Genomic DNA, 26,086 nt, shown 5'->3' with positions numbered 1-26,086 from the left:
ACTTTCGCTTAAACCTGATGAGAAATGGGAACGTTCAGGATCTATTAAAAGCCTGATAATACTCTAAAAATCAATTAAGTAATTGTTTATCAAATATTTTTTTGTAGATTCAAATCTACAATAAACGTCCCCACACTTATAAAACTCGCTACAATGAAGAATCTATTGCAAATTGCTATGGGTGAAATTGGGGTAAAAGAAGTTTCGGGTCCCAATGCCAATCCTCAAATCTTAAAGTATGCCCGCGATTGTCAAATTAATGACTACACCTCAGACGAAGTAGCCTGGTGCAGCCTGTTCATTAATTGGGTGGCGCTAAAATCCGGACTGGAGAGAACAAAAAATCTTACCGCAAGATCATGGTTAAATGCAGGCATTCCTGTTATTAATGCCGAGCCCGGCGATATTGTGGTTTTTTGGAGAGAGAGCAGGGATTCCTGGAAAGGTCATGTGGGAGTGTTCCTTGGCTGTTCCACAAATGGAACCCGTATATATTGCCTTGGTGGCAATCAGGGTAATCAGGTATCAATAACAGCATATGCTGCAGATCAGGTTTTGGGCTACAGGAGATTAAGATCTGCAAAGGAAACAAGATTTTCAAAAAAGACTTTAAAACGAGGGGACACCGGAAAGGAAGTCCGGGAGTTGCAGGATGCTTTAAAACAGCTCGGATTTAATTCCGGAACTTCTGACGGCATTTTCGGACCTAAAACAGAAAGAACATTGAAGGATTTTCAGGCTACCAGTGGCTCGATTAGTATAAATGGAATTTTTGATGCTCCCACAAGGGAATTTCTTATAGAAATATTGAAGGCGAAAAAATAGGATTTTAACTTTTTCTGAACCGTAGAAATCTGAAGATTAGTTTCAGTAGGAATACTCGCTTTCTTATAAAAATGAAAAATTTCAGCAAGTTGAAGCTAAGATCTTCGTGATCTTTAAGAAAAAGCTATTAATTATAAAATGCTGTAATGTCTAAAATCCGAAAAACTACCGGAGTCTATATAGATGAGCTACAAAAAGCTTTACCTGTTATAAATCAGGTAGAAACGGCTGTTCCTGCCTTTGTTGGATATACAGAAAAAGCCGGAAACCCTGAAGCTTCCCTCCATATGAAGCCCACCCGGATATCTTCCATGTTGGAATTTGAGCAATTATTTGGAACAGATAAACCTGTCAATACTGTAAATGTCAAACTGGATGAGTACCAGAATTTTGCAATTATCGGTATTGATATTCCCAATACGGTACGCTATCTTTTATACGACAGCCTGCGCATGTTTTATGGCAATGGGGGAGGGGACTGTTATATCGTTTCCGTTGGATTATTTGGCACTGCACCCAGCTATGGAAATGAATTTGCTTCACCACCCACAGGTTTAAGAGGCGGAGTCAAGGTGTTGGAAGATTACGATGAACCCACACTAATCCTTTTTCCCGACGCCGTAAATGTAACAACCAATGGAAATGATGATGCGAAGTTTTATCATCTGCAGCAACTGGCCCTTCAACAGTGCGAAAGTTTAAGAGACAGAATGGCAATTTTCGATCTGAAGGAAAATATTTCCGGAGATCACAGTGTGGCTATTTCCAACTTCAGAAGCAACATTGGGTTAAATAATTTGGAATTTGGAGCGGCTTATTCACCTTATTTGTTGGCTCCCTTCAGCAGGGAAATTGCTATAAATGCTTTCTGTGAAAATTTAAAAGGAACCAATGGTCAGTCAATTTCCCTACGCGATCTTTCAGCAGAGAGCAGCCATTTAGCTTTAATAGCTACTTATGAAGCGGCAAGTACCGAAAAGGACGTAAAAATTGCTGAAAGAGGTATTTATCAAATTCATTCCGTTATAAAGAATATTGCTGAGCAGATAAAAATTAAGATCAACACTATTCCGCCTTCGGGTGCCATTGCGGGTATCTACCAAATGGTAGACATGACGCGGGGAGTGTGGAAAGCACCGGCTAATGTGAGTGTAAATGGTGTTATAGCTCCATCTGTAGACATTAATAATGCACAGCAGGAAAAAATGAATGTGGAACCTAACGGGAAGTCAATTAATGCCATCAGGCAATTTGCGGGCAGTGGAACAATGGTTTGGGGAGCGAGAACCCTGGCGGGCAATGATAATGAATGGAGATATATAAATGTACGGCGGTTAGTTATAATAGTAGAAGATAGTTGTAAAAAGGCAACGGAAAGCTTTAGTGCAGAACCCAACACCAGTACTACGTGGGTAAGGGTAAAATATCTCATTCAAAATTTTCTGACCACCTTATGGCGACAGGGAGCATTGGCGGGGGCGAAACCTGAAGATGCTTTTTTTGTAACGGTTGGGTTAAATGAGACCATGACGATGGATGATATTCTTCAGAACCGTATGAATATTGTGATTGGTTTGGCGGCAGTGCGCCCTGCCGAATTTATTATTTTACGATTTACTGTACCAATGCAAAATACCTGAATATGAATTCAATAGAAAACCATCGGAAAATTATTCCAGAAGCTGAAGATCCGTTAACTACGATAGATGATGTTCTCAGTCGGCTGGACAAAATCATTTTAGAAGCAGAAGAAAATGAAGATACACTGGGGTACTTTGCCGTGCTTTACAGGAGAGTAACTTTAGAGGTGAAGGAGGGAATAATTGCAGGCTATTTTGAAGACGGAGAAAGAATGGAGCAGCTGGATGTGGTTTTTGCAAAGAAATACCTCGAAGCATATGACAATTATCAAAACGGAAATGCTGTATCAAAATCCTGGCAAAAAGCCTTTGATCTTTCAAAAGATTCCTGGCCGATAACCATGCAACATTTGTTGATTGGGATGAACGCGCATATCAACCTGGATCTGGGGATTGCGGCAGCGCAGGTTTCAGGCGATTCTCCTATTGAAAATTTAAAGGTGGATTTTTTCAGGATTAACGAGATTCTTGCGGCGCTGGTAGAGGAAGTGCAGCACAACCTCGCCACAATCTGGCCTCCGCTGAAAAAAATTCTGCTGAAAACCGGAAAGTATGATAACCTCGTAGTAGATTTTAGTATGAAGATTGCCAGGGATGGTGCCTGGCGGTTTGCACAAACTTTAGCAGGAACAGCGGGGGAGGCAAAGAGACAATGTATTCTTACCAGGGATATAGCTGTTGCCAATAAATCTTCCCTTATTACCAGCGACAAATTAGCGCTGAGTTTACTGCTATGGATAGTTAGAATAGGGGAGATAGGAACAGTATCAGATAAAATCCGTAAAATGAAAGTTTCACATTCAGAAAAAACAATCATAAAACTTAAAGAGGTATGAAAAAAATAAGGATTCTTTCCCTGGACGGGGGCGGCATAAGGGGAATACTTTCAGGTACAATCTTAACTTACCTGGAAGAACAGATAAGACGGAAAACCAACAATGAGAAAGCATCTATAGGTGAATATTTTGACCTTGTTGCAGGTACGAGCACCGGCGGAATTTTATGCCTGGTCTTTCTATGTCCGGATGATAATGGTAATTACATGTTTACTGCCCGGGAGGCGCTGGATATATACCTGGATCAGGGAGATGAAATTTTTGATGTTTCCCTGCATAAAAAAATTAAAAGTCTTGGCGGATTAAGAGATGAAAAATATGAAGCGTATGAGCTGGAAGAGGCTTTGCTGGCTTATCTGGGAGAAAAGCAGCTGAGTGAATTGCTCAGGCCCTGTCTCATAACTTCTTATGACATAAGAAACCGCAAAGCCCACTTTTTTACAAGTATAGACGCCACTAAAAGTGCTATTTATGATTATTACCTGCGGGATGTGGCCCGGGCAACTTCTGCCGCACCAACCTATTTCGAGCCGGTAAGGATAAAATCTATTTACGGTACGCCGTACGCACTTATTGACGGGGGTGTTTTTGCCAATAATCCTGCACTTTGTGCCTATGCCGAGGCGCGGAATATTGCATTTTCAGAAGCTTTAAATGATCCTGAAAAACCTGATAAGCCAGGTGCAAAGAACATGATTATCGTTTCTATTGGTACAGGAGAGGTGAAGGAGCCATATCATTACAAAGAATTTCAGGATGCCGGTGTGCTCAAATGGATCAATCCGTTAATTGATATTATGATGAGTGGAAATTCTGAAACTGTCGATTACCAGCTAAAACAGATTTATGAGACCCTTCCCAAAAGGGATTGTGAAGATTATTACCGTATCCAGCCAAAGATTATTCACGCCAATAATGCAATGGATAATGCCACACTTAACAATCTTAAAGCTTTACACGAAGACGGTTTAGCTTCTGTAGAATTTTATAAAGAGCAGCTTGATGAAATTGTGGAAAAACTGGTAGCTAATCATTAGCTAAAAATCAATTTGAAAGCTTCAATTTAGCGAGGGAAACACCATTAATCAAGCGAAATAACATTTTTAAAATATTAGAGCTTTCATGTTGGAAATAACAAAGCCCATAAGTGAAAAATTAGAAGCTTTAGATTTACAGATCAAGTACTAAGGACTGGAAATAATTTCTTGAATTACAATCATATCAATTAAACAAAAGTTTAAATTGCACATTTAAACATAAAAACTATGCTAATCAAATCACATTTTTTCACGCTAATCATCGGAGTTTGCTTAAGCCTTGCACCTGCAAATTTTCAGGCTCAAAGTAATTCTTTAAATAAAAGTCCTGATCCCGTTTTACATAAAGCTTTTCAGGATAAATTTCATATTGGTGCAGCGTTAAATACGCATCAGCTTCTGGGACGGGAACCTCAAGAAATGGAAGTGGTAAAGCAACATTTTAACTCCATTGTTGCTGAAAATTGTATGAAAAGTGGACGCATTCAGCCCCGCCAGGGAGAATTTGATTTCTCAATTTCCGACGCCTTTGTTGAATTTGGGGAAAGCAACAATATGCATATTCACGGCCATACGCTCATATGGCACTCCCAGACTCCGCAATGGTTTTTTGTTGATGAAGAAGGGGAAAAGGTTTCAAAAGAAGTGCTGATTCAAAGGATGAAAGATCATATTCAAACAGTAGTGGGACGCTATAAAGGCAGGGTGCATTCCTGGGACGTAGTGAATGAAGCGATATTGGACGACGGTAGTTTCAGGGAAAGTGAATTCTATAAAATCATTGGTGAAGACTTTATAAAACTTGCCTTCCGTTTTGCGCACGAAGCAGATCCCGAAGCTGAACTTTTCTATAATGATTATTCGATGTCGAATCCGGGAAAGCGTAAAGGCGTAGTGAAAATGGTTAAAAAACTGAAGAAAGAGGGAATTCCGATAGATGGTATTGGGATGCAGGGGCATATTGGATTAAATCATCCTGATATTGAAGAATTTGAAAAAAGCCTTGAAGCTTACGGAGCTTTAGGGAAGGTGGTAATTTCTGAATTGGACCTTAGCGTGCTACCTTCTCCACGGCGTGATGCTGGCGCGAATATTTCGGACAATTTTGAATATGAAGAGAAAATGAACCCTTTTAAGGAGGGACTATCAACTTCTGTAGAAGCACAGTTTAATGAACGATACACAGCATTCTTTAAGCTTTTTCTGAAGCATCAGGAAAAGATCTCACGCGTGACTCTTTGGGGAGTGAATGACGGAAATTCGTGGAAGAACAACTGGCCAGTAGAGGGAAGAACAGATTATCCTTTGCTTTTTAACAGGGAAAATCAGCCCAAAACGGTTGTAATGGATATTATCCAATTAACCAAAACAAGGTAAATGTTTAATTCCTTCTGCACGGTTTTTCTGAACTTTGTAAGTGTGCAATTTCACATTGCTGACAATTCCCATTTTTAGCAATACAATGGCCTTGGCACAAAATAATTTCGCACAAAATCCAATTATCCATGCCGATGTTCCCGATATGTCGATGATTAGGGTAGGGGACAGTTATTATATGAGCAGCACTACAATGCACATGAGTCCGGGGTTACCTATTATAAAGGGGGTTCCTGGGCAAGTTCCTTGCGGTACCAAATGACATGTATAACGTTTCAACCACCAAAGAGGCTGGTGGGTATGTGGATTTTGTTTATTTTAGAATCCAAAATTTTATAAATGAAAAACAATAATCGACTGATTAAGACAATTTATATGGCCGGAAGAAAAAGTGCAACAGCTTTATTACTTCTTGTTGCAGGTATAGCCGGCAATGCCTGGGCACAAAACCCATTGATTATGGATCAATTTACTGCAGATCCTTCTGCAAGGGTGTTTGGGGACAGGATTTACGTTTATCCATCACACGATATTTACTGCAGCGAAAATAATGGCAGGAAAAACTGGTTTTGTATGCCAGATTACCATGTATTCTCTTCAACAGACCTGCAGGAGTGGACAGATCATGGGATGATTTTGAGTCAGGAAGATGTGCCTTGGGGAGATCCTGATGCCAACAGCATGTGGGCTCCCGATGCTATAGAGAGGAATGGTAAATATTATTTTTACTTTCCTACGAGGATCAAGGATGCAAGTGCCGGGGAAAGTGGTTTTTCTATTGGAGTCGCGATTGCTGATAATCCTGAAGGTCCATTCGAGCCTCAACAGGAGCCGATAAAAGGAGTCCAGGGAATAGATCCTAATGTATTTATAGATAAAGACGGCCAGGCTTACCTGTACTGGTCCCAGGGTAAAATTTTTGGAGCAAAGCTGAAGGATAATATGCTAGAGCTGGCTTCAGAACCCAAAGTTTTTGAAGTACCTCAGAAAGGTCATATAGAAGGCCCGTGGGTCTTTGAGCGCAATGGGAAGTATTATTTAACCTATCCTCATGTCGCGAATAATACTGAAAGACTGGAATACGCCACCGGGAATAACCCGCTTGGGCCGTTTGAGCACCAGGGAGTAATTATGGACGAATCACCGAATAATACCTGGACTAACCACCATTCTATTACAGAATTTCGTGACCAATATTTACTGTTTTATCATGATAGTGAACTTTCTCCAAATTTTGATAAGAATAGGTCGATTAGAGCCGACAGCCTCTTTTTTACTGAAGACGGATTGATTGAAAAAGTAATCCCTACCCACAGAGGTGTGGGCATTACAGACAGTTCAAATAAAATTCAGTTTGACAGGTATAGCGAAAGAAGCGAATTTGGAGTTTCAATTAGATTTGTAGACACGACAGATACCTTCCAGGGCTGGAAAGTCGTTTTGGAAGAGCCTGAAGCCTGGGTTAAATATAATAGCGTCGATTTTGCTTCAGCTAAATCGAAAATTGCAAAATTCAGAGCCCGATCGTCCGGAGGAGGAATGCTACAGTTGATGACAGGGAGAAAAGAAGAATTACTTTCTGAAGTAGAAATCGAGGAAAATTCAAAATGGAAAATTTATACCGCTCCGGTTCAAAAAGAGGTAAAAGGTATTCAGGACCTCATTCTGAAGCTGAAAAATGGCGACAAAGTTGAAGTAGACTGGTTGACACTGGAATAATAATTGGCGGTTCATTTACTAATCTTGCGGGCCTACTATTTTTATCACATTCGGTTTGAATTAAAACAGGTTTCTATAAATTTACCCTACTTGATCGCTAGGTTATTAATCCTTAACCTGAAGTCTTACATTTTCATTTCTGATGACGGTAATAATCGGGAATTGGCATTTTTACCACATCGATTTAAACTGAGCAAAAGCTCGCTTTAATTTATGACTTCCAAATTTTTGTTTAACACTTCCTTTACAGTAACTTTCTATAGATTAACTTAATTTCATTCCTAAACCTAATCAAATTTAGTTATGAAAGAAAAGGAAGAAAAGTCTTCGAAAAAAATAGAAGACTTAAAAAAGAATACCTCAGATCCTAAGGGCAAAACAATGACCACCAATCAGGGTTTAAAGGTAAATGATACCAATAATTCCTTAAAAGCAGGAGAGCGGGGAGCGACGCTTTTAGAAGATTTTATACTCAGGGAAAAAATCACCCATTTTGACCATGAACGTATTCCGGAGCGTATCGTACACGCCCGGGGAAGTGGTGCTCACGGTTATTTCGAGTTATATGAAAATCAGGAAGAATTTACCAAATCAGGAATTTTTACAGATACTTCAAGAAAAACGCCGGTTTTTGTACGATTTTCTACAGTGGCAGGTTCCAAAGGATCTGCAGATCTTGCCCGAGATGTTCGAGGTTTTGCTACCAAGTTTTATACTGACGAAGGGGTTTTTGACCTCGTAGGGAATAACATGCCTATCTTTTTTATCCAGGATGCCATGAAGTTTCCAGACTTAATTCATGCTGTAAAACCAGAGCCGGACAGGGAGATTCCGCAGGCGGCTTCAGCTCACGATACTTTTTATGATTTCGTTTCTCATACTCCGGAAACGATGCATAATCAAATCTGGTTGATGAGCGACCGTGCAATTCCACGAAGTTTCAGGATGATGGAAGGTTTTGGGATCCATACTTTCAGACTTGTCAACGCTGAAGGCAAAGCACATTTTGTGAAATTCCATTGGAAGCCATTACTGGGAGTAAAATCTGTTACCTGGGATGAAGCCGTTAAAATTCATGGTGCAGATGCAGATTTTCACAGAAGAGATCTTTGGGATGCGATAGAAGCAGGCCAGTATCCAGAGTGGGAATTAGGTTTCCAGATAGTGCCAGAGGAAGATGAGCATAAATTTGACTTTGATCTTCTGGATCCTACCAAGCTTATTCCTGAAGAAATGGTGCCGGTAAAACGCATCGGTAAAATGACCCTTAACCGTAATCCTGATAATTTCTTTGCAGAAACTGAGCAGGTTGCATTTCATCCAGGCCATGTTGTACCGGGAATAGATTTTACTAATGATCCATTGCTGCAGGGAAGATTATTCTCTTACACAGATACACAATTATCCAGGCTTGGTAGCCCAAATTTTAATGAAATCCCGATTAACCGCCCGGTTAACGAAATTCATAACAATCAGCGGGATGCACATATGCGAATGACGGTGAATAAAGGAAAAACAGCATATTTTCCTAATTCTATTGGCGGGGGTTGTCCTCACCTTGCTAAAATAGCTGAAGGCGGGTTTCATCATTATGAAGAGCGGATCGATGCAAAGAAAATAAGGGAGCGTAGTGAAAGCTTTAACGATCATTTTTCACAACCGGCGTTATTTTACCGCAGTTTGACAGCGCATGAGCAGGAACACGTGGTACAGGCTTATTCTTTTGAACTGGGCAAATGTACCTATGACCATATAAAGCAACGTATGCTTTACATCCTTGCCCAAATAGATGAAACTTTGTCTGCAAAGGTTGCCATTAATCTTGGTATGGATATTCCTAAAGAAATAGACCAGCCATTAAATCAGGCGATAGGCGCCGATGCCGATGTTCAAAAACATCAACCTGGACCTAAAAAGAATTACTTGGATAAATCCAAAGCTTTAAGCCAGGAGTTTCTACCTTCAGAAGGGATTGCAACAAGGAAAATAGCAGTCTTGGCTGCAGACGGTTTTAAGGAAAGCGATTATAATAAGATCAAAAAACCTTTGGAAGAGGCCGGAGCTATGGTGCAGATTGTTGGGGTGCATGGCGGTACTATAAAATGCGATAAAGGAGATTCTCATAAAGTGGCACATGCGCTAATGACTACAGAAAGTGTTGTTTTTGATGCTCTTTACATTCCCGGGGGTAAAGAAAATATCGATGCACTTATGAAGCAGGCAAAAGCCAAAAAGTTTATAAATGAAGCTTTAAAACATTGCAAGGCGATCGCTTTAGATGGCGAAGCCGAAGAACTTTTTGATGCGACTTACGGTAAGGATTTTAAAGATGACGATGCGGTATGCATAAATGAAAGTCCGCAAAAATTTATCAAAGCTATCAGTGAACACCGTAACTGGAAACGGGAAAAAGCAGCCATGGAAATTCCGGCTTAATATTAATTCATGTAATTGAAAATAAAAGGTTCAACTTTAATAGGTTGAACCTTTTTTTATATTGAAAATGCTATCTACCGATAATTGTCAAATTTGAAGCATGTTTTTATTCGCTAATATTTGTTCAGCCGTTCGGAGTCGGAGGAACGGTTTTACGAGGTATAAATTCTGAAGAGCTTAGAAATAACAAACTGGAAAGCCCACTTCAACTGAAGGCACTGGTATTAATTATAAAATAATCTTTTCCTGTTGACAATTCTTCCATAGAAATTTCATAAATTCTCCTCATGAAAATTGGATTATCATCTAATTTTCAATGAAGTAAATCCCCAAATCACGGAGGACTATCTCCCTGTAAACCTTTACTCGACATGAATTCAAACAACAAAAAAACCGAACATTATTTTGCTAAACCCGGAGTAGCTAATATTGGACTTACCAAGGAGGATATAAAAACCTCTTTTCTGGAAAAGTTGTTCTACAGTTTAGGTCGAATTCCGGTGGTGGCCACCAAAAATGACTTTTATACTTCCCTTGCCCTCACCGTGCGGGACAGGGTCTTTAGAAAATATGTAAAATCGCTTGAACAGTATGCCGAAGAAGATGCACGCGGAGTGGCTTATCTATCTGCCGAATATCTTCCGGGTCCACATCTTGGAAACAATCTGCTTAACCTGGAGATTGTGGAGGAAACAAGGGAAGCACTGGCTGAATTTGATCTTGATCTGGATGAACTTCTAAAGGAAGAGGTGGAGCCGGGACTTGGAAATGGCGGACTGGGAAGATTAGCTTCCTGCTATATGGATTCTCTCGCAACTTTGGGAATTCCTTCTATAGCCTATGGTATACGCTATGAATTTGGGATCTTTAAACAGGAAATACAAAATGGCTGGCAAGTTGAATCTACAGATAAATGGCTGCAGAAGGGAAACACGTGGGAAATCCTCAGACCAGAAATTTCTTTCGAAGTGAAGTTTGGAGGTAATACAGAGCACAGCAGGGATGAAAATAATAAGCTGCACATCGAGTGGATACCAGACTCTGAAATTAAGGGCACTGCCTATGATACTCCCATCCTGGGTTACCAAAGCAATAGTATCATATTAAGACTATGGAAAGCAGAGGCAACAGAATCCTTTGATTTTGCTGCTTATAATCTGGGAGAATATTACCGGGCAGTAGAGAAAAAGATGCGGTCTGAAAATATTACGAAAGTGCTTTATCCTAATGATGAAAACCTTTCGGGAAAAGAACTAAGATTAAAGCAGCAGTATTTCTTTGTTTGCTGTTCGCTTCAGGACATCATCAGGTTGCACCTTTTACAGGGACGTAAACTGGAAACTCTTCATGAAAAATTTACTATTCAGCTCAACGATACTCATCCCTCTATTGCAGTGGCAGAGCTCATGAGATTATTGCTGGATGTGCACCACATGGAATGGGAAGAAGCCTGGAAGGTTACCAAGAGTACCTTTGCATATACCAATCACACCCTTTTGCCTGAAGCGCTGGAAAAATGGCCGGTAAATCTTTTAAGAAATCTGCTGCCAAGACATCTTGAGTTGATTTATGAAATTAACAGCAGGTTTATCACTGAAATCCGGGAGCACGATTTTACCGGAGAACAGATATCTAGAATGTCCTTAATTGACGACAGGGGAGAACCTACTATCAGGATGGCACATTTGGCAACGGTGGGTAGTTATAAGGTGAATGGAGTTTCAGCATTACATTCTGGTCTGCTTAAGGAAGAGGTACTGAAGGATTTCGCACAACTATGGCCAGAAAAATTTACTAACGTTACTAACGGAATCACGCACAGGAGGTTCCTCGCTGTGAGTAATCCACTTTTGGCTGGTTTAATTACCGAAAAAATCGGAAAAGGATGGCTTACCAATCTCGACAAGTTAAAAAGCCTCGAATCCTTTGTTAACGATGAAGACTTCCGCAGAAAATGGATGGAAGTGAAGCTGGAGAATAAAAAGAACCTTGCCGCTCAAATAAAAGAATTTACGGGATTTGAAATAAACCCTGAAATGCTGATTGACGTGCAGGTAAAGCGGATACATGAGTATAAACGGCAGCATCTTAAGGTACTGCATATCCTGAGTTTATATATGCAGATCAAGGAAGACGGGCAGAATAATATTCCACCAACTGCTTTCGTTTTTGCAGGAAAAGCCGCCCCTGGTTATTTTATGGCTAAACGTATAATTAAGTTAATTACTGCCGTGGGTGATCTTATCAATAACGATCCTGAAGTTAACAAGATTTTAAAGGTGATTTTCCTGCCAAACTTCAGCGTAAAGCTTGCGCAGCACGTTTACCCCGGTGCAGATCTTTCGGAACAAATATCTATGGCAGGAAAAGAAGCATCGGGAACCGGGAATATGAAATTTGCTCTTAACGGAGCCCTTACCATTGGTACTCTGGACGGAGCTAATGTGGAAATAAGAGAAGAAGTAGGAGAAGAAAACTTCTTTCTTTTTGGTCTCACTACAGAGGAAGTTGCGGAGAGGAAGAAGGCGGGTTATCATCCCTATAAAATCTATTCTGAAAATGAGAAACTAAAGAGGGTGTTAGACTTTCTGTTATCAGAAGAACTCACAAAAGGAGACACAGAACTATTTCGATCCATTTATGATAACCTCTTAAATCAGGATCCTTATCTGTTACTCCAGGATTACCAGTCTTACGTAGACCAGATGGAAAACGTTTATGAAATTTGGAAGGATTCTCAGAAATGGGCAAAAATGTCTATTATAAACGTGGCAAATATGGGGAAATTTTCAAGTGACCGGTCGATAAAAGACTATTGTGAAAAAATTTGGAAGGTAAAAGCAGTAAAGGCATAAATGATAAGTCCAGTTGTTATATTATTTAATAAAGACAGGGAGATTTTTTAGTTCTCAGGTAAACTGATTTCAGAGACGATAGAAGATCTCTACTGATTTAAATAAAGAATAAGTTAGTCGTCTCAAACTGGGAAACCAAAATTTTGATTTATGCTGTTTTTGAGCGTGTTGCACTTACGATCTCAGCTGGCAAAATATCTTCTATTGCGATGGTGGAGTCACCATGATGTGTGCACGGTGAGTCCCGGGATCCATAAGCCAGGGCATTCCCGGTGCATGAGGTCTGTCAGGGAGTCCTGTGGATTCTGTTGTAGCATACGGAATATAAATCACGTACCGCAGATTTCCTTCTGTTAATTCTCCGGAATTCCTGTTGTAGTTTTCGTCTATGCCACTTAATACATACATCATGCTGGGAGCATCAGGTAGTTGAAGTTTGCCTGTTTCAGATTCCTTTTGGCGAATCTCTCTTTTTTCCATTTCTGTTTTCCCTTCTGCAAGGAGTTCTCTTCCACGAGACATAAAGGGTTCCAGTTTTTTTGAATAACAGGCCACCGAGATTCCTTCTTTAGTAGGATCATCGGCCATGCATATTTGATTGTTTTTTCCCTCCCGCAGTACCACAAGGCTGCCTGATGTGTCGTAGCCATAAACCATTGCTCCCTCACGCATGTCCTCAGCCAGGGGGAGAGTGGCTGTGTATATCTGTACTTCCTGTGGCAGGACCTCCTGCTGTGCAGTTAAGGTACCGGTAATGCAAAACAGAGAAAATAAAATCAGGTACTTCATAATTGTGGCTTGTGAGTAAGTCTGTCTTAAATGTAGTAAAATTTACAGAAACAGGATGTTACAATATTTATTAAATTAACACTCATACCATTATATTTCAATATGGTACAGAATTTAAAGACTTCCATTTTAAGCATTTCTAAGATATTTTTATGAATCAGAATATCTGATCACTAAGTTTCAAATCTTTCTTAATTCCTCACTTTGAAGGGGATAAAGTTCCAGTTGAATATATCGATAATTGCTATTTTTGAAGCCTCTTTATGACGGTCGAAAACTGGCAAATTATAGAAAATTATCGGTTGCAGTTTTCTTTTAGAAGGAGAAAAACTACATTTAAAATTTTAAAATATTCACTCAGCCGCAAGTGACTTTATTTGTAAGTAAATTTGGTTTTTTAAGCTTGCGGATAATAAAAATACGCCTCACGACAAAATAGAAAAACAATGCAATCCTGTGGGGATCGATGCGAAGAGAAGGCATATTATTAGAGATAATCTCATGCAGAATAGAAGAACGTTTAAAAGACTGGAGGAAGGGAAATAAGCTTCAGCTTGCAGAAAAATTTATAGATACTGTAGGTAAAAGCGGCACCTCGAATTTGGCAATTATCGACCTGCTGTTCTTTTAGCCGTAGTTTTTCTACGGAAGAAAAGCTGGTTTGAAAAATCCAGATTTTTCAGAATTAATTTCCCTTGATTAACTGCAAAACCTGTCCATTATATTCATTACCGCCAATCCATCTTCGGCAGAACAGGGATTTTCGGCATTTCCAAGGAAGTAATCTACAGTAGCTTTAATCATTGGTTGTTGGACATGAGGGAGAGGTTCAAAATCGAAAGTTTCACTATGCTCTTCCGAATTTAAAACCACCTTATCTCCAAAGAAGGAGAAGCTTATAGAGCCATGACTTCCGAAGATTGTGCATTCATCCTTTTGATCTTTTTCGGATGCATTAAAACACCATATTCCGCGAAATTGCACTCCGCTTTTAAACCTGATGATTCCGTTCACAATATCGTCTGCAGGATAAAGATTATTCTGATTTCCGGAAATACCCTGAACATATTCCGGTTCTCCGAAAAACTGGTACATAAGGTCGATTTGATGAGGCGCGAGATCGTGAAAATAGCCACCGCCTGAAATGGCAGGGTCAATTCTCCAGTTTTCGTCAGAATCTGCAATTAATTTAGATTTTGGAGACTGTAGAATTTGAATGTCTGCAAAACGTATTTCACCAATACTCATATTTTCTAGAAGCTCCTTTACTTTTAAAAATGCAGGTAATTTTCTGCGGTAATGTGCTACAGTTAACTTGCTTTTGCTCTTGTTTAAGGCTTCGATTATTCTGGCGGATTCCTGCGCGTTAATCGCCATCGGCTTTTCAAGATAAATATTTTTCCCTGCTTGAATTGCCTTTAGCGTAAGTTCTACATGTGTAGATGGGGGAGTGGCAATGTAAATAGCATTAATTCGGGAATCTTTTAAAAGTTCTTCGGCATTGTTATACCAGGTGGGGACATTGTGCCTTTTTGCAAAGTCTTCAGCTTTTACAGCATTTCTGCGCATCACGGCGAGCAATTCAGAATTATAAATTTTCTGAAATGCAGGACCGCTTTTAACCTCTGCCACGTCTCCGCATCCTAAAATTCCCCATACTAGCTTTTTCATTTATTCAATTTTTTGACACTAAGCACTATTCCGGAACTCTATAACTCCAGGTTTTTTGTGCTGTTATTCTGCTCTTATTCTTCCTTGTAGCGATTTAATGCCTCAACAAAATAGTAGTCGCCATAGGTAAGTGGTACATCTACTTCAGAATTTTGGGGGAGATGACCAACTCCGTGTTTTAAAATAAAGCCACCGTTGGTACCTTCTTCAGCTAAATATTCCGGACTCATAAGCGTATTGAGAGCTGTTTCAGCAGCATTGAAATATTTCTTTTGCCTATTTTTATTTACATATTCGCTTAGCTCAAGCAGGGCAGCGGCCATAATCGCACCTGCCGAAGAATCTCTAAATGCATCCGGAATTTTTGGCGCGTTGTAATCCCAATACGGAATTTTATCTGCAGGCATATTTGGGTGGTCAAGCATAAAATCTGCAATTTTCACGGCCTGGTCCAGGTATTTTTGATCTTTAGTTTTTCGATATACCTCTGTAAAGCCATACAGACCCCAGGCTTGTCCACGAGCCCAGGCAGATTCGTCGGCATTGCCCTGGGCCGTTCTCTTTTCTTTTACTTCACCCGTGTTTTCGTTATAATTTATCACGTGATAAGAACTATTGTCTGGTCTAAAGTGATGTTGTATTGTAGTATTGGAATGAGTGATAGCAATATCACGATAAATATTGTCCCCACTGTATTCTGAAGCCCAGAACAGCAGCTCCAGGTTCATCATATTATCGACAATTACCAAAAAACTGTCATCATCAGAATCCCAGGAGCGTATAGCGCCAACTTCTTCATCAAACCGTGTAGCTAAAGATTTGGCGCTGTTCATAAGAATTTCGTCATATTCCTCTCGTGGATCAAGACGATTTGCAGCACCAAAACTGTCAAACATCATAAAGCCCAAGTCGTGGGTAGAGGTGTTATACTGCTCTTTTTCGAGGTCTTTCAAAATTCTTTCTGCCTCTTCCATTAGTTCAGGATCACCAGTTTCTTCATATAAATAGAGGAGTGTTCCCGGATAGAACCCGCTAACCCACCAATTAGACCCGCTGGTCTCAAAACGGTCTTCTTTAGCATAAAAAGTTTTGGGAAACCTTCCATCCTTAGGCAGCTGGTCTGCCATATATTTATACTGTTGTGCAGCTAATTCTAAAGTTCTGTCAATTTTATTTTCCGGAATGTCCTTCTGCGTTGCACAGGATGTAAAGAAAATTGCCAGCATCAAAACTGAAAATTTTACGCTTCTGAAAACACCGGATTTTGGTCCGTTTTTTATCATTGGTTTATTTCTATTTAGACAAATTGATTATTTGCAACAATCCCCACGGGAGTAGCAGTTTCGCCGGCAATTATTTCTCCATCTCTTTGCATAATTTTGCATTAATGTGAAACTGGTCTATGATTTAAAAAGTTCTCTATTATTGATTGGAACCCATTCACCAGCATTTTTGGTCATAACCAAATTTTGCCAATTATCGGCTTAAATCCCTTTTCAAAAGCTAAAGAACCTTTTCTACTTCCCAATGTCTGAATTATTTTGTCAATTTACTAAAATCATGGGAGGTGAAACAGAGTTTTTTTAGCACCTCTGCCAAAATTGAAGAACACCATTTTAAAGAGGCATATTTTTTATGTCAATTATCATCCTTTAGATCAGCCTGAAAGCGGCGTTCCTATTAGCTATCCATCAACCAAATTATAACCTACTAAAGGATTTGAAGCGGACGATTTGTTGTATCCACCAGATTTTTTCTTATCACGAAATCACCAAATTCTTCACCTGGTTCTCTTTCCTGAGCATAAGAACCCAGAATAGGATCGAGCTCCTGCAGAATATTTTCTTCAGAAAGCATTTCTTTATATAAAGAATTTAGACGGTCACCGTTATGGCTCGCGCCAAGGTACATATTGTAGCGGCCTGGTGCACGGCCCACAAAACCTATTTCTCCTAAAGACGACCTGGCACAATTATTTGGGCAGCCGGTCATCCTGATATTTATTTCGTCATCCTGAAGGTTATGCTTTCTCATGATATCATCCAGCTTATCTACCAGCGAAGGTAAATAGCGCTCAGCTTCTGCAAAAGCCAGGGGACAGGTATTTAGCGCCACACAAGCCATAGAACTTTTTCGAAGTCCGGTGAGTTTCTCGTTATTAAGCACTCCGTTTTTTTCCAAAACAGCTTCAATGGCTTTCTTATTTTTTTCAGCTACATTGGCAATAATGAGGTTCTGGTTTCCGGTAAGTCTAAAATCACCTTTGAGTATTTCGGCAACTTCTTTTAAAGCCTTTTTAAGCCGGTAACCTTCTTCATCTTTAATCCTTCCGTGTTCTATAAACAGTGTATAAAACCACTTGTCATTAGTTCCTTTTACCCATCCGTATTCATCGCCATTTTTATTGAATTCAAAAGCACGGGGTTTTTCCATTTTTGAACCAAGACGATTTTCAATTTCATCTACAAACCATTGTAGTCCATGTTTATCTATCGTATACTTAAGTCTTGCATTTTTCCTGTCCACCCGGTTCCCATAATCCCTCTGGATTGTAATCACCGCTTCGCCGACAGCAATAACCTTGTCTTTTGGCACAAAACCTATGACATCTGCCAGGCGTGGATAAGTGGATTTTTCCCCGAAGGTACTTCCCAGCCCTCCGCCTATACAAACATTGTAACCTACGATTTCATTATCTTCTTCTATGGCAATAAAACCAAGATCATTTGCAAAGACATCAATATCGTTGTTTGGCGGAATGGTGAGTCCGATTTTAAATTTTCGGGGCAAGTAATGTTCTGAATATAAGGGCTCTTTATCTGGTGTTCCTGCAACCTTCTCTTTATCCAGCCATATCTCGTGATAAGCTGAAGTCTTCGGAAGAAAGTGCTCACTAATTTCTCCGGCCAATGCATATACTTCTTCGTGTATTTTTGACTGATAGGGGTTGGGGTTGCACATCACATTCCTGTTCACATCCCCGCAGGTGGCGAGTGTACTCAACAACTCATCATTTATAGCTTTTATAGTGGGTTTCAGTTCATTTTTAAAAATGCCGTGAAACTGAAAAGACTGCCTTGTAGTCAGCTTCATCGTACTATTTCCGTATTGATCTGAAAGTTTATCCAGCGCAATCCACTGCCCGGGAGTAGTAATTCCTCCGGGAGTTCTTACCCGTATCATAAACTGATAAAGCGGCTCCAGTTTTTGCTTCTTCCGTTCGGTATCAAGATCCCGATCGTATTGCTGATAAGAACCATGATATTTAATGAGCTTTACATCATCAGGATCAAGGGCACCTGTGAGAGGGTTTCTGAGGCTCTCTTTAATCGTGCCTCTTAAATAATCACTTTTGTCCTTTATATACTCGTCGTCCGATAATTTTTGCCCGTCCATAATTCTTTCTTTTGTGTAAGTTATAATTTCCTTTTTAACCTTACCTGCATATTTCTACTAAAATTCCACTGAAATCACTGTGATTCATAAATCACTTTTTCTGATTATTCTGCAGCTTTTCTAGTAAATATCTGTTTGATAACGCTTGGAAACCTGAAGATACTTAATGTATTCTTCTGCTTTCTCCGGAGTTACGCCTCCTTGCTGCTGAATGATTTCCCGCAAGGCGTTATCCACATCTTTCGCCATTCTTGTTGCATCTCCGCATACGTAGAAATGCGCTCCCTGCTCCAGCCAGTCGTATAATTCTTTTCCGTTTTCTAACATCCTGTGCTGCACATACTGTTTTTCCTCCTGATCCCTGGAAAAAGCTACATCTGCTTTAGTTAGCACACCTTCGTCAAGATATTGCTGCCACTCCGTTTGATACAGAAAATCTGTTCTGAAGTTGCGGTCTCCAAAGAATAACCAGGATTTACCTTTGTTCTCTGCCACTTCCTTGTGTTGCATAAAAGCCCTAAAAGGAGCGACACCTGTACCGGGGCCCACCATTATAACCGGCGCCTCAGGATCCTGCGGAAGTTTAAACCTGCTGTTTTTGTCCACGAAGACCTTTACCTTATCGTCTACCTTAAGCCGGTCGGCAAGGGTAGTGGAGCAGTGGCCTTCTTTATTTCTGCCAAAGGCCTCATAGCGAACCACCGAAACAAGCAAATGCACTTCATCTTCCACGGCCTGCTGCGAGGAAGCGATAGAATACATCCTTGGAGTGTTTTTTCTTAATACTGAAATCAGCTCATCCGGATTTAGTTTATAGGGTTCCTCCTGAATTAAATCCAGAACATCACGACCTAAGAGGTAATCTTGAATTTTTTTATTGTCTGAAAGTATCTCTTTTAATTTTTTGCTTTCTGTAAGCTCGGCATATTTTGTAATGGAAAGTTTGGAAAGCGGTGTTAACTCATAATCGTAAGTCAATGCTTCCAGCAGGTTCTTTTTTCCCTGATGGGTTTCTACCTCTTCATTTCCTGAAAGTTTGGTTGCTTTCAAAACTTCGCCTATCAAGTACTCCGAATTTGCTCCATAAACTCCCAGGGCATCTCCGGGTTCATAGGTTAATCCCGAACCTTCCAGGTCCAGTTCCAGGTGAATCGTTTCCTTGGAAGATCCTCTTCCGTTTAATTCTATTTTTTCCAGGATAGTAGCCTCAAAAGGATTCTTTCTGGAGAATTTCGCTGCGGCCTTTGGAGCAGCCAGCTCGTTTGGTGTTTCTGCTTCAGCTGGCTGATCAGAGGTCTGTGCGAGGGCATTTATAAAACTATTTTGCCACGCTTCAGCATCTTCTTCATAATCTACATCACAATCCTGTCGTGGACCAATACGCTGCGCGCCCAGTTTTTCCAGCGCAATATCGAAATCCTTTCCGGTTTGGCAGAAGTCGACATAACTACTATCGCCTAATGCCAATACAGAAAATTTCATATGAGAAAGATCCGGTGCTTTTTTGCTGTGTATAAAATTATAGAGATCTTCTGCCTGCACGGGAGGTTCACCTAATCCGTGAGTGCTAACAATTACAGCTAGATTATCGATTTTCTTCAGGTTCCTCCCTTTAAAAGAAGCCATGTCTGAAACCTCAGTTTCTATTCCTTTTTCTTTTGCGAATGTTGCCAAATTTTCAGCTAAGCCTTCGCTGTTTCCTGTATGACTGCCGAAAAGAATATGTAGCTTTTGCGGTTTGGAAGCAGCAGCTTGTGGCGCAGCAGTATTCTGCTGTTGTGGAGTTGCTGAAACTGCAGGTGCATTCTGAATAATTCCTGAAAAATATCCGCTTAACCATTGAAGCTGTCCCGAATCCAGTCCGGACAATGCTTCCTGCAGCTTTTCAGCTTGTTTATCATTAAAAGGCCCCTTCTTTAAATCCATGTGTTCTCAAATTTTCATATTAAGACATTCCTATGTCTTTGCAGCACAAAAATAAGAGATCTAAAAGGGGATTGCCAATTGCAAATAATAATATAGAATAACCTGAAGTTATAATGAAAGCGGAAAAATGGGCAAATATTTTACTTCTAGATAAAGGTTAAATCTTGAGAGCAGGTAAATCTTCGCTGCAAGTTTGAGCTTTTTGCAGAAGTAATTTCTGAGTGCATAATATGAGATTTCGAGTTGATAATAATTATAAATTATGCCTGTCTTGTAAAGCACCTCAAATTGTACTTTATAATAAAATGGTATGTCTAAAAGAGCTAGGTCGAGAGTTTTTAAATGACCTTTCGACTCCGCTCAAGGAGACAAAAACCAGGTTTAGGTGTTTCAGGAGTATAATCATCTATAAATTATGATTTCTGAGAAGAAACTGGATGAGCAGGGCAGGGAGGCCACCCTCCGGACCTTGCGGAGTAATAAAATAGAAATTACGGTGAATGGGAAGTTTCTTGATCTCAATAATTTTCAGGACTCCACTTTCCAGTTCTTTAAGGATAGCGTGAAGGGAAACAAATGCCATACAATCTGAATGTTGCAGGTAAGATTTAATAGCTTCGGTGCTTCCCAGCTGCATTTCCACCTGCAGGTCGGACAGTCGGATACCCTTTTGCTTCAAAGCATCGGCGGTAACTTCCAGCGTTCCCGATCCCGGTTCCCTCAATAAAAGCGGAATTTTCGTGAGCTCTTCCGGCTTGATTTCATCTCTTTTGGCCATGGAATTTTTACTGCCACACACAAGCACGATCTCATCTTTGAGAAATGGCGTATAATTAATTTCCCGGCGTTTGGATTGACCTTCTATTACGCCCAGTTCTATTTTTTTATTAAGCAGGGCCTGCTCAATCTGTTCTGAATTTCCACTCAGCAATTCCACCTTTACTTCCTGGTGGATATTGTGAAACCGCGCCAGCAAGGGTGGCAGGATATATTGAGTTATGGAAGTGCTGGATCCTACATGCAGCGTACCCTTAAAAGCACTGTTCAACTGGTTGAGATCAAATTCTATTCGCTGGTAAATTTTCTGAATTTCCGTAGTGTGGCTTAGCAGGATTTCCCCGGCAGGCGAGAGCAGAACTTTATTTCCTCTTCTGTCAAACAGCGCCAGGCCAAATTGATTTTCAATTTCTTTGATATGCTTGGTCACCGCAGGCTGGGAAATAAGCAGCTCCTCGGCAGCCTTGGTAAAGCTGAGCCTTCTTGCTACGGTACTAAAAACTTTTAGGCGGAAGTCAAACATATACAATAATAACGATCATTTTTGAAACTGTAAGTATTTATATATCCGGAATACGACCGACAATTTAATGGAGCACCAGAACCCACTGAAATATATTACAGAACGACAAACATTTTTTTAAAACCGAAAATCCTCTACATTAGAACAGTAAAGACATAGTAGAGATAAATTTACTATGCATTTATTAGCAAAAAAAATTTAGTGTTAGATTTATATATATGTTGGGTGTGCAAGCTGAAATAAGATCGCATTTCTACTAAAAACTATTCAATGAATAAATTTTACTTTTTGATATTAATATTAATCGGATGTTCAGCTGAAAAAGAAAAATCTGAATACGAAAGACTTTTGGATTACGAAGGGGCATATGAATATGTAAATGAAAGCACACTTGATATTGTTGCCTCAGAACTTGACACTACCCTCTATGCTGTTATTGATAAAGCAAAATATCCTTTGAATCATATCGCCTTAGACAGTTTTACAAATATTCAGGACATTCCTGTTGTTTTTAAAAGAGATAAGTCTAACAAAGTTATAGGTTATGAAACCGGTGGACAATCATTTGAACTAATCACGACCGATATAGAAAAAATGGAAATGTTTCCACGTAAAGAACTTTTTTACAACCCTGACAACTACACATACCAAAAACCACATAAAACTTCAGATGGTCTAGAAACGGGACTTATAGAAGAAGAATTTAAAAATCCCGAACCAATAATTAAAATGGTAAAAGAAACCATAAAAGGTGAATTTCCAGATGTTCACAGCATCTTGATTTACAAGAATAATAAATTAATTCTTGAAGAATATTTTTACGGTTATGATAAAAACATACCACATCAACTAAGGTCTGCCACCAAACCTTTCATTGGTGGAATTCTTGGCATTGCAGTCGACAAAGGATTTATTAGAAGCGAAAAAGAAAAACTTCTGCCCTACTTTAAAAATAAGTATGATAAAATTGCCAATTTGGATGATAGAAAAAACGAGCTAACAATAGAAAACTTCCTAATGTACCGCCACGGTATGGACTGTGAAAATAATAATCCAGAAAGTAAAGGAAATGAGCAGTCGATGATGCAAAGCAATGATTGGGTTAAACACACACTTGATTTACCGATGGTGACAAAACCAGGAGAAAAATCATCCTATTGCACAGGTTGTCCTTTGACTTTAGGCAGTTTGGTAGAGATTGCAACAAATGAACAAATTGAAAATTTTGCTAAAGAAAATCTGTTTGAACCAATGGGTATCACAAATTACAACTGGACTTTTGAGCCAAATCAGGCAAGTATAAATACTTTTAGTCAAATGTCCATAACACCGCGTGACCTAATAAAATTGGCAAAATTATTTAAAGATGGTGGTAAATGGAATGGAAAACAAATATTATCCAAGGAATGGGTTGATAAAACGCTTGATATGAACAAAGGCGATTATGGTTATTTATGGGAGCATAAATATTTTCTGATTGACGGTCAACAATACAATTCATACTTAGCTTCGGGAAATGGTGGACAAAAAATTAATATTTGGCCAGAACTTGATATGATTACAGTATTTACAGGCGGAAATTACAACTCGTATGAACTCTATGGAAAAAGTACACCACCAAATGAAATGATACCTAGCTATATACTAAAATCAGCAAAATAAAGTCAGCACATAACATCGGCTATAGCAAATGCGGGCTAAAGTGCTAAAATGATAATAATTACACAAAATAAACTAATCGCTAAATGGAAAGGCAAGTGCCTTAAAATCCCCACTTGTCATAGCCAAACCGTTGCCAACAATGGCCACCAAGAATTTGAGTAAAAATCTGGACAGGTTATCTCTAACCAAGGTTTTATCCTCAACATGGGCTTTTTCAGCAAGAATAAAGACTCTAGTGCACGGCCGGTTTTCGTTCCTGGCGAATTTATAGAATTGATGTATAATCCTAGGACCGATCAAGAATTAGAATAGAAACTTGAGGATGCAAAGGGTTATCTTTGCAAATTGGTTATAATGACTGGATCGGCTTTAGCCGAAAAATTGTAATTAAAGGCCATAGAAGAAAATAATTCAGCCGACAGGTCCACGTCCTTACTCCCGCGACATGCGATCTTAACCAATAGCATTTATATGAAAACAATCATCATTTTTACATTATTAGTTCTTATCACTCTTAAAAGTTTTGCCTGTAGCTGCGAAATTCCAAAACCGGCTGTTGAATTTCATCAATCGAAATACGTTTTTGAAGGTGAAGTAATTGAAAAGGTATATGCTTCAGATTCACTTACAAATACAGTAACTTTCGAGGTAAGTAAGTATTATAAAAATGGTGATAATCCAAAATTTTTAAAATTTCAGTTGAATTCTGAGGCAGAAGTTACCGGACTTTATTCTTCTTGTTACTGGACTGCAAAAAAGGGACAAAAATGGTTGGTTTATGCTAAGACAAGAAATGGCAAATTAGATTTTCAGTTCTTTTGTTCAAACAGTAAACCATTAGAACGATTAAAAATACATCCATCTGAACAAATGGTTTTAGATAACGGGAATAATCTGGACCTTACGAAATACCGCTATATTCATGCTGGTGAGCCAATTACAAGTATAGATTCTATTGAAAATATTTATAAAAAACATAAATTTGATCCATCTGATTTTGCTTTTATCTGGGTGGATGTGGATAAAAAAGGAAGATTAGAAAGAGCTAATCTGGTTCCCAGAGGTGAAAGAAAATTTGAATTAATTGATACAATTTTTGATTTGAATAACTTTAAAAATGAACGGCAGGAACCCAGAACTGAATTTGAAGAAATTGCTGTAGAAGTTGCGAATAAAATTAAAACCTGGGAGAAATACTATTTTTTAGATTTAGAAAACCCAGTTAAATTCCGGACGGGAATACTAATAGAAGTAAATAAAGATTCGATTATCAAAATAAGAAAACCCGGTTCATACTAATCGCAAGTGGCGGGTTTTATAGAAAAAATTATTAGTTTCCGTAGTATTTAGTCTTTCAAAACCAGATAAGTCATTCCGCGCCACCTTTTGTAACCGTGGCGTTTTGGCTGATTTTTAACCAGAGCAAATATCTTATGGCTAAGAAAACAAGGACCTGGATATTTAGAATACTATTGTTCGTTGGAACAATCATCTCGTTATACTTTGTGCCCTGGCCTATAGTAAAAGCCTGGATTGCTCCACTACCAGATTCAGTTCAGGAACAAGTAAACAAGGCGGAAGGTTATGGATTTGATGGTATAATTGTTTGTATCAACAAAAAAGGAAACCAAACAGAATTGTACTCTTCGGGTTACAAAAATAAAGAAAAAAGATTCCAGCTGATCCCAATGCATTGTTTAAAATTGCTAGTGTAGGCAAATTATATAATGCGTTAGCCGTTACCAAACTTGTTTCCAATGGAAAATTATCATTAGAAAAAGCACTATCAGATTATTTGCCCGAGTTAAAGAACAGAATAGAATACGCCGATAAAATAACTTTGCGAATGTTGGTTAAACACAGAAGTGGGATTCCGAACTATACCGATACATATATGTACTGGGCAAATCCCAAAGAAACGGCAGACGAAAATTTAGCTTTGGTTTTGGACAAACAAGCCAAATTCAAACCCAATGAAGATTATGAATATTCTAACACCAATTATCTATTAATTGAAAGAATAATAAACCGGGTTCTTGGATTTAGTAGCTTCCAATACATTCAAGAAGAAATATTAAAGCCATTAAATTTAAAACATACTTTTGGCTCTCTTCAAGATGTAAACGTAGATAATGTAATGAGCGGATACTATGTAGGTTATGATAAGGATTTAAAAACAGAAAATGTAGGTTCAATAATTGCAACAGCAGAAGACCTAAGCAAATTTATTCGGGCGTTAAATAATGGTTCCGTATTCGAAACCAAAGAAGAGCAGGAAATCTATTCTTCCATTTACAGATACGAGCATACTGGATTGATTCCAGGCTATCAAACTATTGCAAAATATCATCAGGATATCGATGCTGTAGTTATTCAGTTTACGAACACAGTCAACTTCGATGGATATAATTGGAGTCTATCTGAAATAATGTATGACCGTATCCTAAAAATTAGTCAAAAGCGCTAAAAAGACCTGGTTAGTAATTGGACTTTAAAGTTGATTCGATCAGCTGAATAAAAGTCGATAATTACCATTTTTATGCCTCCTTGGGACCGGAAGAAAACAGACAGATTCTGGATTTTTGCCAGATGTAATTTCTTCAGGAAAAAACTAAGC

18 protein-coding genes and 1 pseudogene are annotated in these 26,086 nt (G+C 39.1%); 13 read left to right on the top strand and 6 right to left on the bottom strand.

The features are described 5' to 3' along the window. Positions 1-153: 153 nt before the first annotated feature. From RM541_RS15430 to RM541_RS15390, 9 genes are all read left to right on the top strand, one after another. A complete protein-coding gene (locus tag RM541_RS15430) occupies positions 154-825 on the top strand; it encodes a C40 family peptidase (RefSeq protein ID WP_311501032.1) in 672 nt (223 codons plus the stop codon). Between the two features lie 146 nt (positions 826-971). Beyond that, positions 972-2,465, top strand: coding sequence for a phage tail sheath family protein (locus tag RM541_RS15425; protein WP_311501031.1), 1,494 nt, complete (start codon positions 972-974; stop codon positions 2,463-2,465). A 2-nt stretch (positions 2,466-2,467) separates the two neighbouring features. Then, a complete protein-coding gene (locus tag RM541_RS15420; protein ID WP_311501030.1) occupies positions 2,468-3,301 on the top strand; it encodes a DUF5995 family protein in 834 nt (277 codons plus the stop codon). Beyond that, positions 3,298-4,338, top strand: a complete 1,041-nt coding sequence (locus RM541_RS15415) for a patatin-like phospholipase family protein (protein WP_311501029.1) — start codon at positions 3,298-3,300, stop codon at positions 4,336-4,338. The genes RM541_RS15420 and RM541_RS15415 overlap by 4 nt, the downstream gene beginning before the upstream one ends. A gap of 228 nt (positions 4,339-4,566) precedes the next feature. Beyond that, positions 4,567-5,715: an endo-1,4-beta-xylanase gene (locus RM541_RS15410; protein ID WP_311501028.1), complete on the top strand. Its 1,149-nt coding sequence runs from the start codon at positions 4,567-4,569 to the stop codon at positions 5,713-5,715. A 91-nt stretch (positions 5,716-5,806) separates the two neighbouring features. Continuing rightward, the gene (locus RM541_RS15405; RefSeq protein ID WP_311501027.1) at positions 5,807-5,977 is read left to right on the top strand and encodes a hypothetical protein; all 171 of its coding nucleotides are present in this window, start codon (positions 5,807-5,809) and stop codon (positions 5,975-5,977) included. 77 nt (positions 5,978-6,054) lie between these two features. After that, on the top strand, positions 6,055-7,434 hold the full coding sequence (locus tag RM541_RS15400) for a family 43 glycosylhydrolase (RefSeq protein WP_311501026.1): 1,380 nt from the start codon (positions 6,055-6,057) through the stop codon (positions 7,432-7,434). Positions 7,435-7,737: 303 nt separating this feature from the next. Next, positions 7,738-9,870, top strand: a complete 2,133-nt coding sequence (locus tag RM541_RS15395; RefSeq protein WP_311501025.1) for a catalase — start codon at positions 7,738-7,740, stop codon at positions 9,868-9,870. A 371-nt stretch (positions 9,871-10,241) separates the two neighbouring features. Next, positions 10,242-12,725, top strand: a complete 2,484-nt coding sequence (locus RM541_RS15390) for a glycogen/starch/alpha-glucan phosphorylase (protein WP_311501024.1) — start codon at positions 10,242-10,244, stop codon at positions 12,723-12,725. Between the two features lie 201 nt (positions 12,726-12,926). Here RM541_RS15390 and RM541_RS15385 read toward each other — a convergent pair whose 3' ends face one another. Beyond that, positions 12,927-13,514 (bottom strand): hypothetical protein, encoded by a 588-nt coding sequence (locus tag RM541_RS15385; protein ID WP_311501023.1) that lies wholly within the window; start codon positions 13,512-13,514, stop codon positions 12,927-12,929. Positions 13,515-13,980: 466 nt separating this feature from the next. Here RM541_RS15385 and RM541_RS15380 point away from each other — a divergent pair, with 466 nt between their 5' ends. Further along, positions 13,981-14,145 carry a hypothetical protein gene (locus RM541_RS15380; RefSeq protein ID WP_311501022.1) on the top strand — a complete coding sequence of 55 codons (165 nt, stop codon included), beginning with the start codon at positions 13,981-13,983 and terminating at the stop codon, positions 14,143-14,145. Between the two features lie 68 nt (positions 14,146-14,213). Here RM541_RS15380 and RM541_RS15375 read toward each other — a convergent pair whose 3' ends face one another. From RM541_RS15375 to RM541_RS15355, 5 genes are all read right to left on the bottom strand, one after another. Beyond that, a complete protein-coding gene (locus tag RM541_RS15375) occupies positions 14,214-15,185 on the bottom strand; it encodes a Gfo/Idh/MocA family protein (RefSeq protein WP_311501021.1) in 972 nt (323 codons plus the stop codon). A gap of 74 nt (positions 15,186-15,259) precedes the next feature. After that, positions 15,260-16,468, bottom strand: coding sequence for a glycoside hydrolase family 88 protein (locus RM541_RS15370; protein WP_311501020.1), 1,209 nt, complete (start codon positions 16,466-16,468; stop codon positions 15,260-15,262). A gap of 427 nt (positions 16,469-16,895) precedes the next feature. Beyond that, the gene (gene cysI, locus RM541_RS15365) at positions 16,896-18,581 is read right to left on the bottom strand and encodes an assimilatory sulfite reductase (NADPH) hemoprotein subunit (RefSeq protein WP_311501019.1); all 1,686 of its coding nucleotides are present in this window, start codon (positions 18,579-18,581) and stop codon (positions 16,896-16,898) included. A 120-nt stretch (positions 18,582-18,701) separates the two neighbouring features. Then, a complete protein-coding gene (locus RM541_RS15360; RefSeq protein ID WP_311501018.1) occupies positions 18,702-20,507 on the bottom strand; it encodes an assimilatory sulfite reductase (NADPH) flavoprotein subunit in 1,806 nt (601 codons plus the stop codon). A gap of 406 nt (positions 20,508-20,913) precedes the next feature. Beyond that, the gene (locus RM541_RS15355) at positions 20,914-21,807 is read right to left on the bottom strand and encodes a LysR family transcriptional regulator (RefSeq protein ID WP_311501017.1); all 894 of its coding nucleotides are present in this window, start codon (positions 21,805-21,807) and stop codon (positions 20,914-20,916) included. 270 nt (positions 21,808-22,077) lie between these two features. On the opposite strand from RM541_RS15355, the gene RM541_RS15350 reads away from it, so the two are divergent. The 3 genes and pseudogenes from RM541_RS15350 to RM541_RS15340 all read left to right on the top strand — a co-directional run bounded on the left by RM541_RS15350 (position 22,078) and on the right by RM541_RS15340 (position 25,936). Next, positions 22,078-23,469 carry a serine hydrolase domain-containing protein gene (locus tag RM541_RS15350; RefSeq protein ID WP_311501016.1) on the top strand — a complete coding sequence of 464 codons (1,392 nt, stop codon included), beginning with the start codon at positions 22,078-22,080 and terminating at the stop codon, positions 23,467-23,469. A 471-nt stretch (positions 23,470-23,940) separates the two neighbouring features. After that, positions 23,941-24,768: a hypothetical protein gene (locus tag RM541_RS15345; RefSeq protein ID WP_311501015.1), complete on the top strand. Its 828-nt coding sequence runs from the start codon at positions 23,941-23,943 to the stop codon at positions 24,766-24,768. 134 nt (positions 24,769-24,902) lie between these two features. Further along, positions 24,903-25,936: pseudogene (locus RM541_RS15340) on the top strand (serine hydrolase domain-containing protein). Positions 25,937-26,086 lie beyond the last annotated feature (150 nt).

This window comes from Autumnicola psychrophila (assembly GCF_031846645.1).
Taxonomy (GTDB): Bacteria; Bacteroidota; Bacteroidia; order Flavobacteriales; family Flavobacteriaceae; genus Autumnicola; species Autumnicola psychrophila.
The sequence above is the reverse complement of the archived record's forward strand: the minus strand, read 5'-3'. Positions and strand labels throughout refer to the sequence as shown.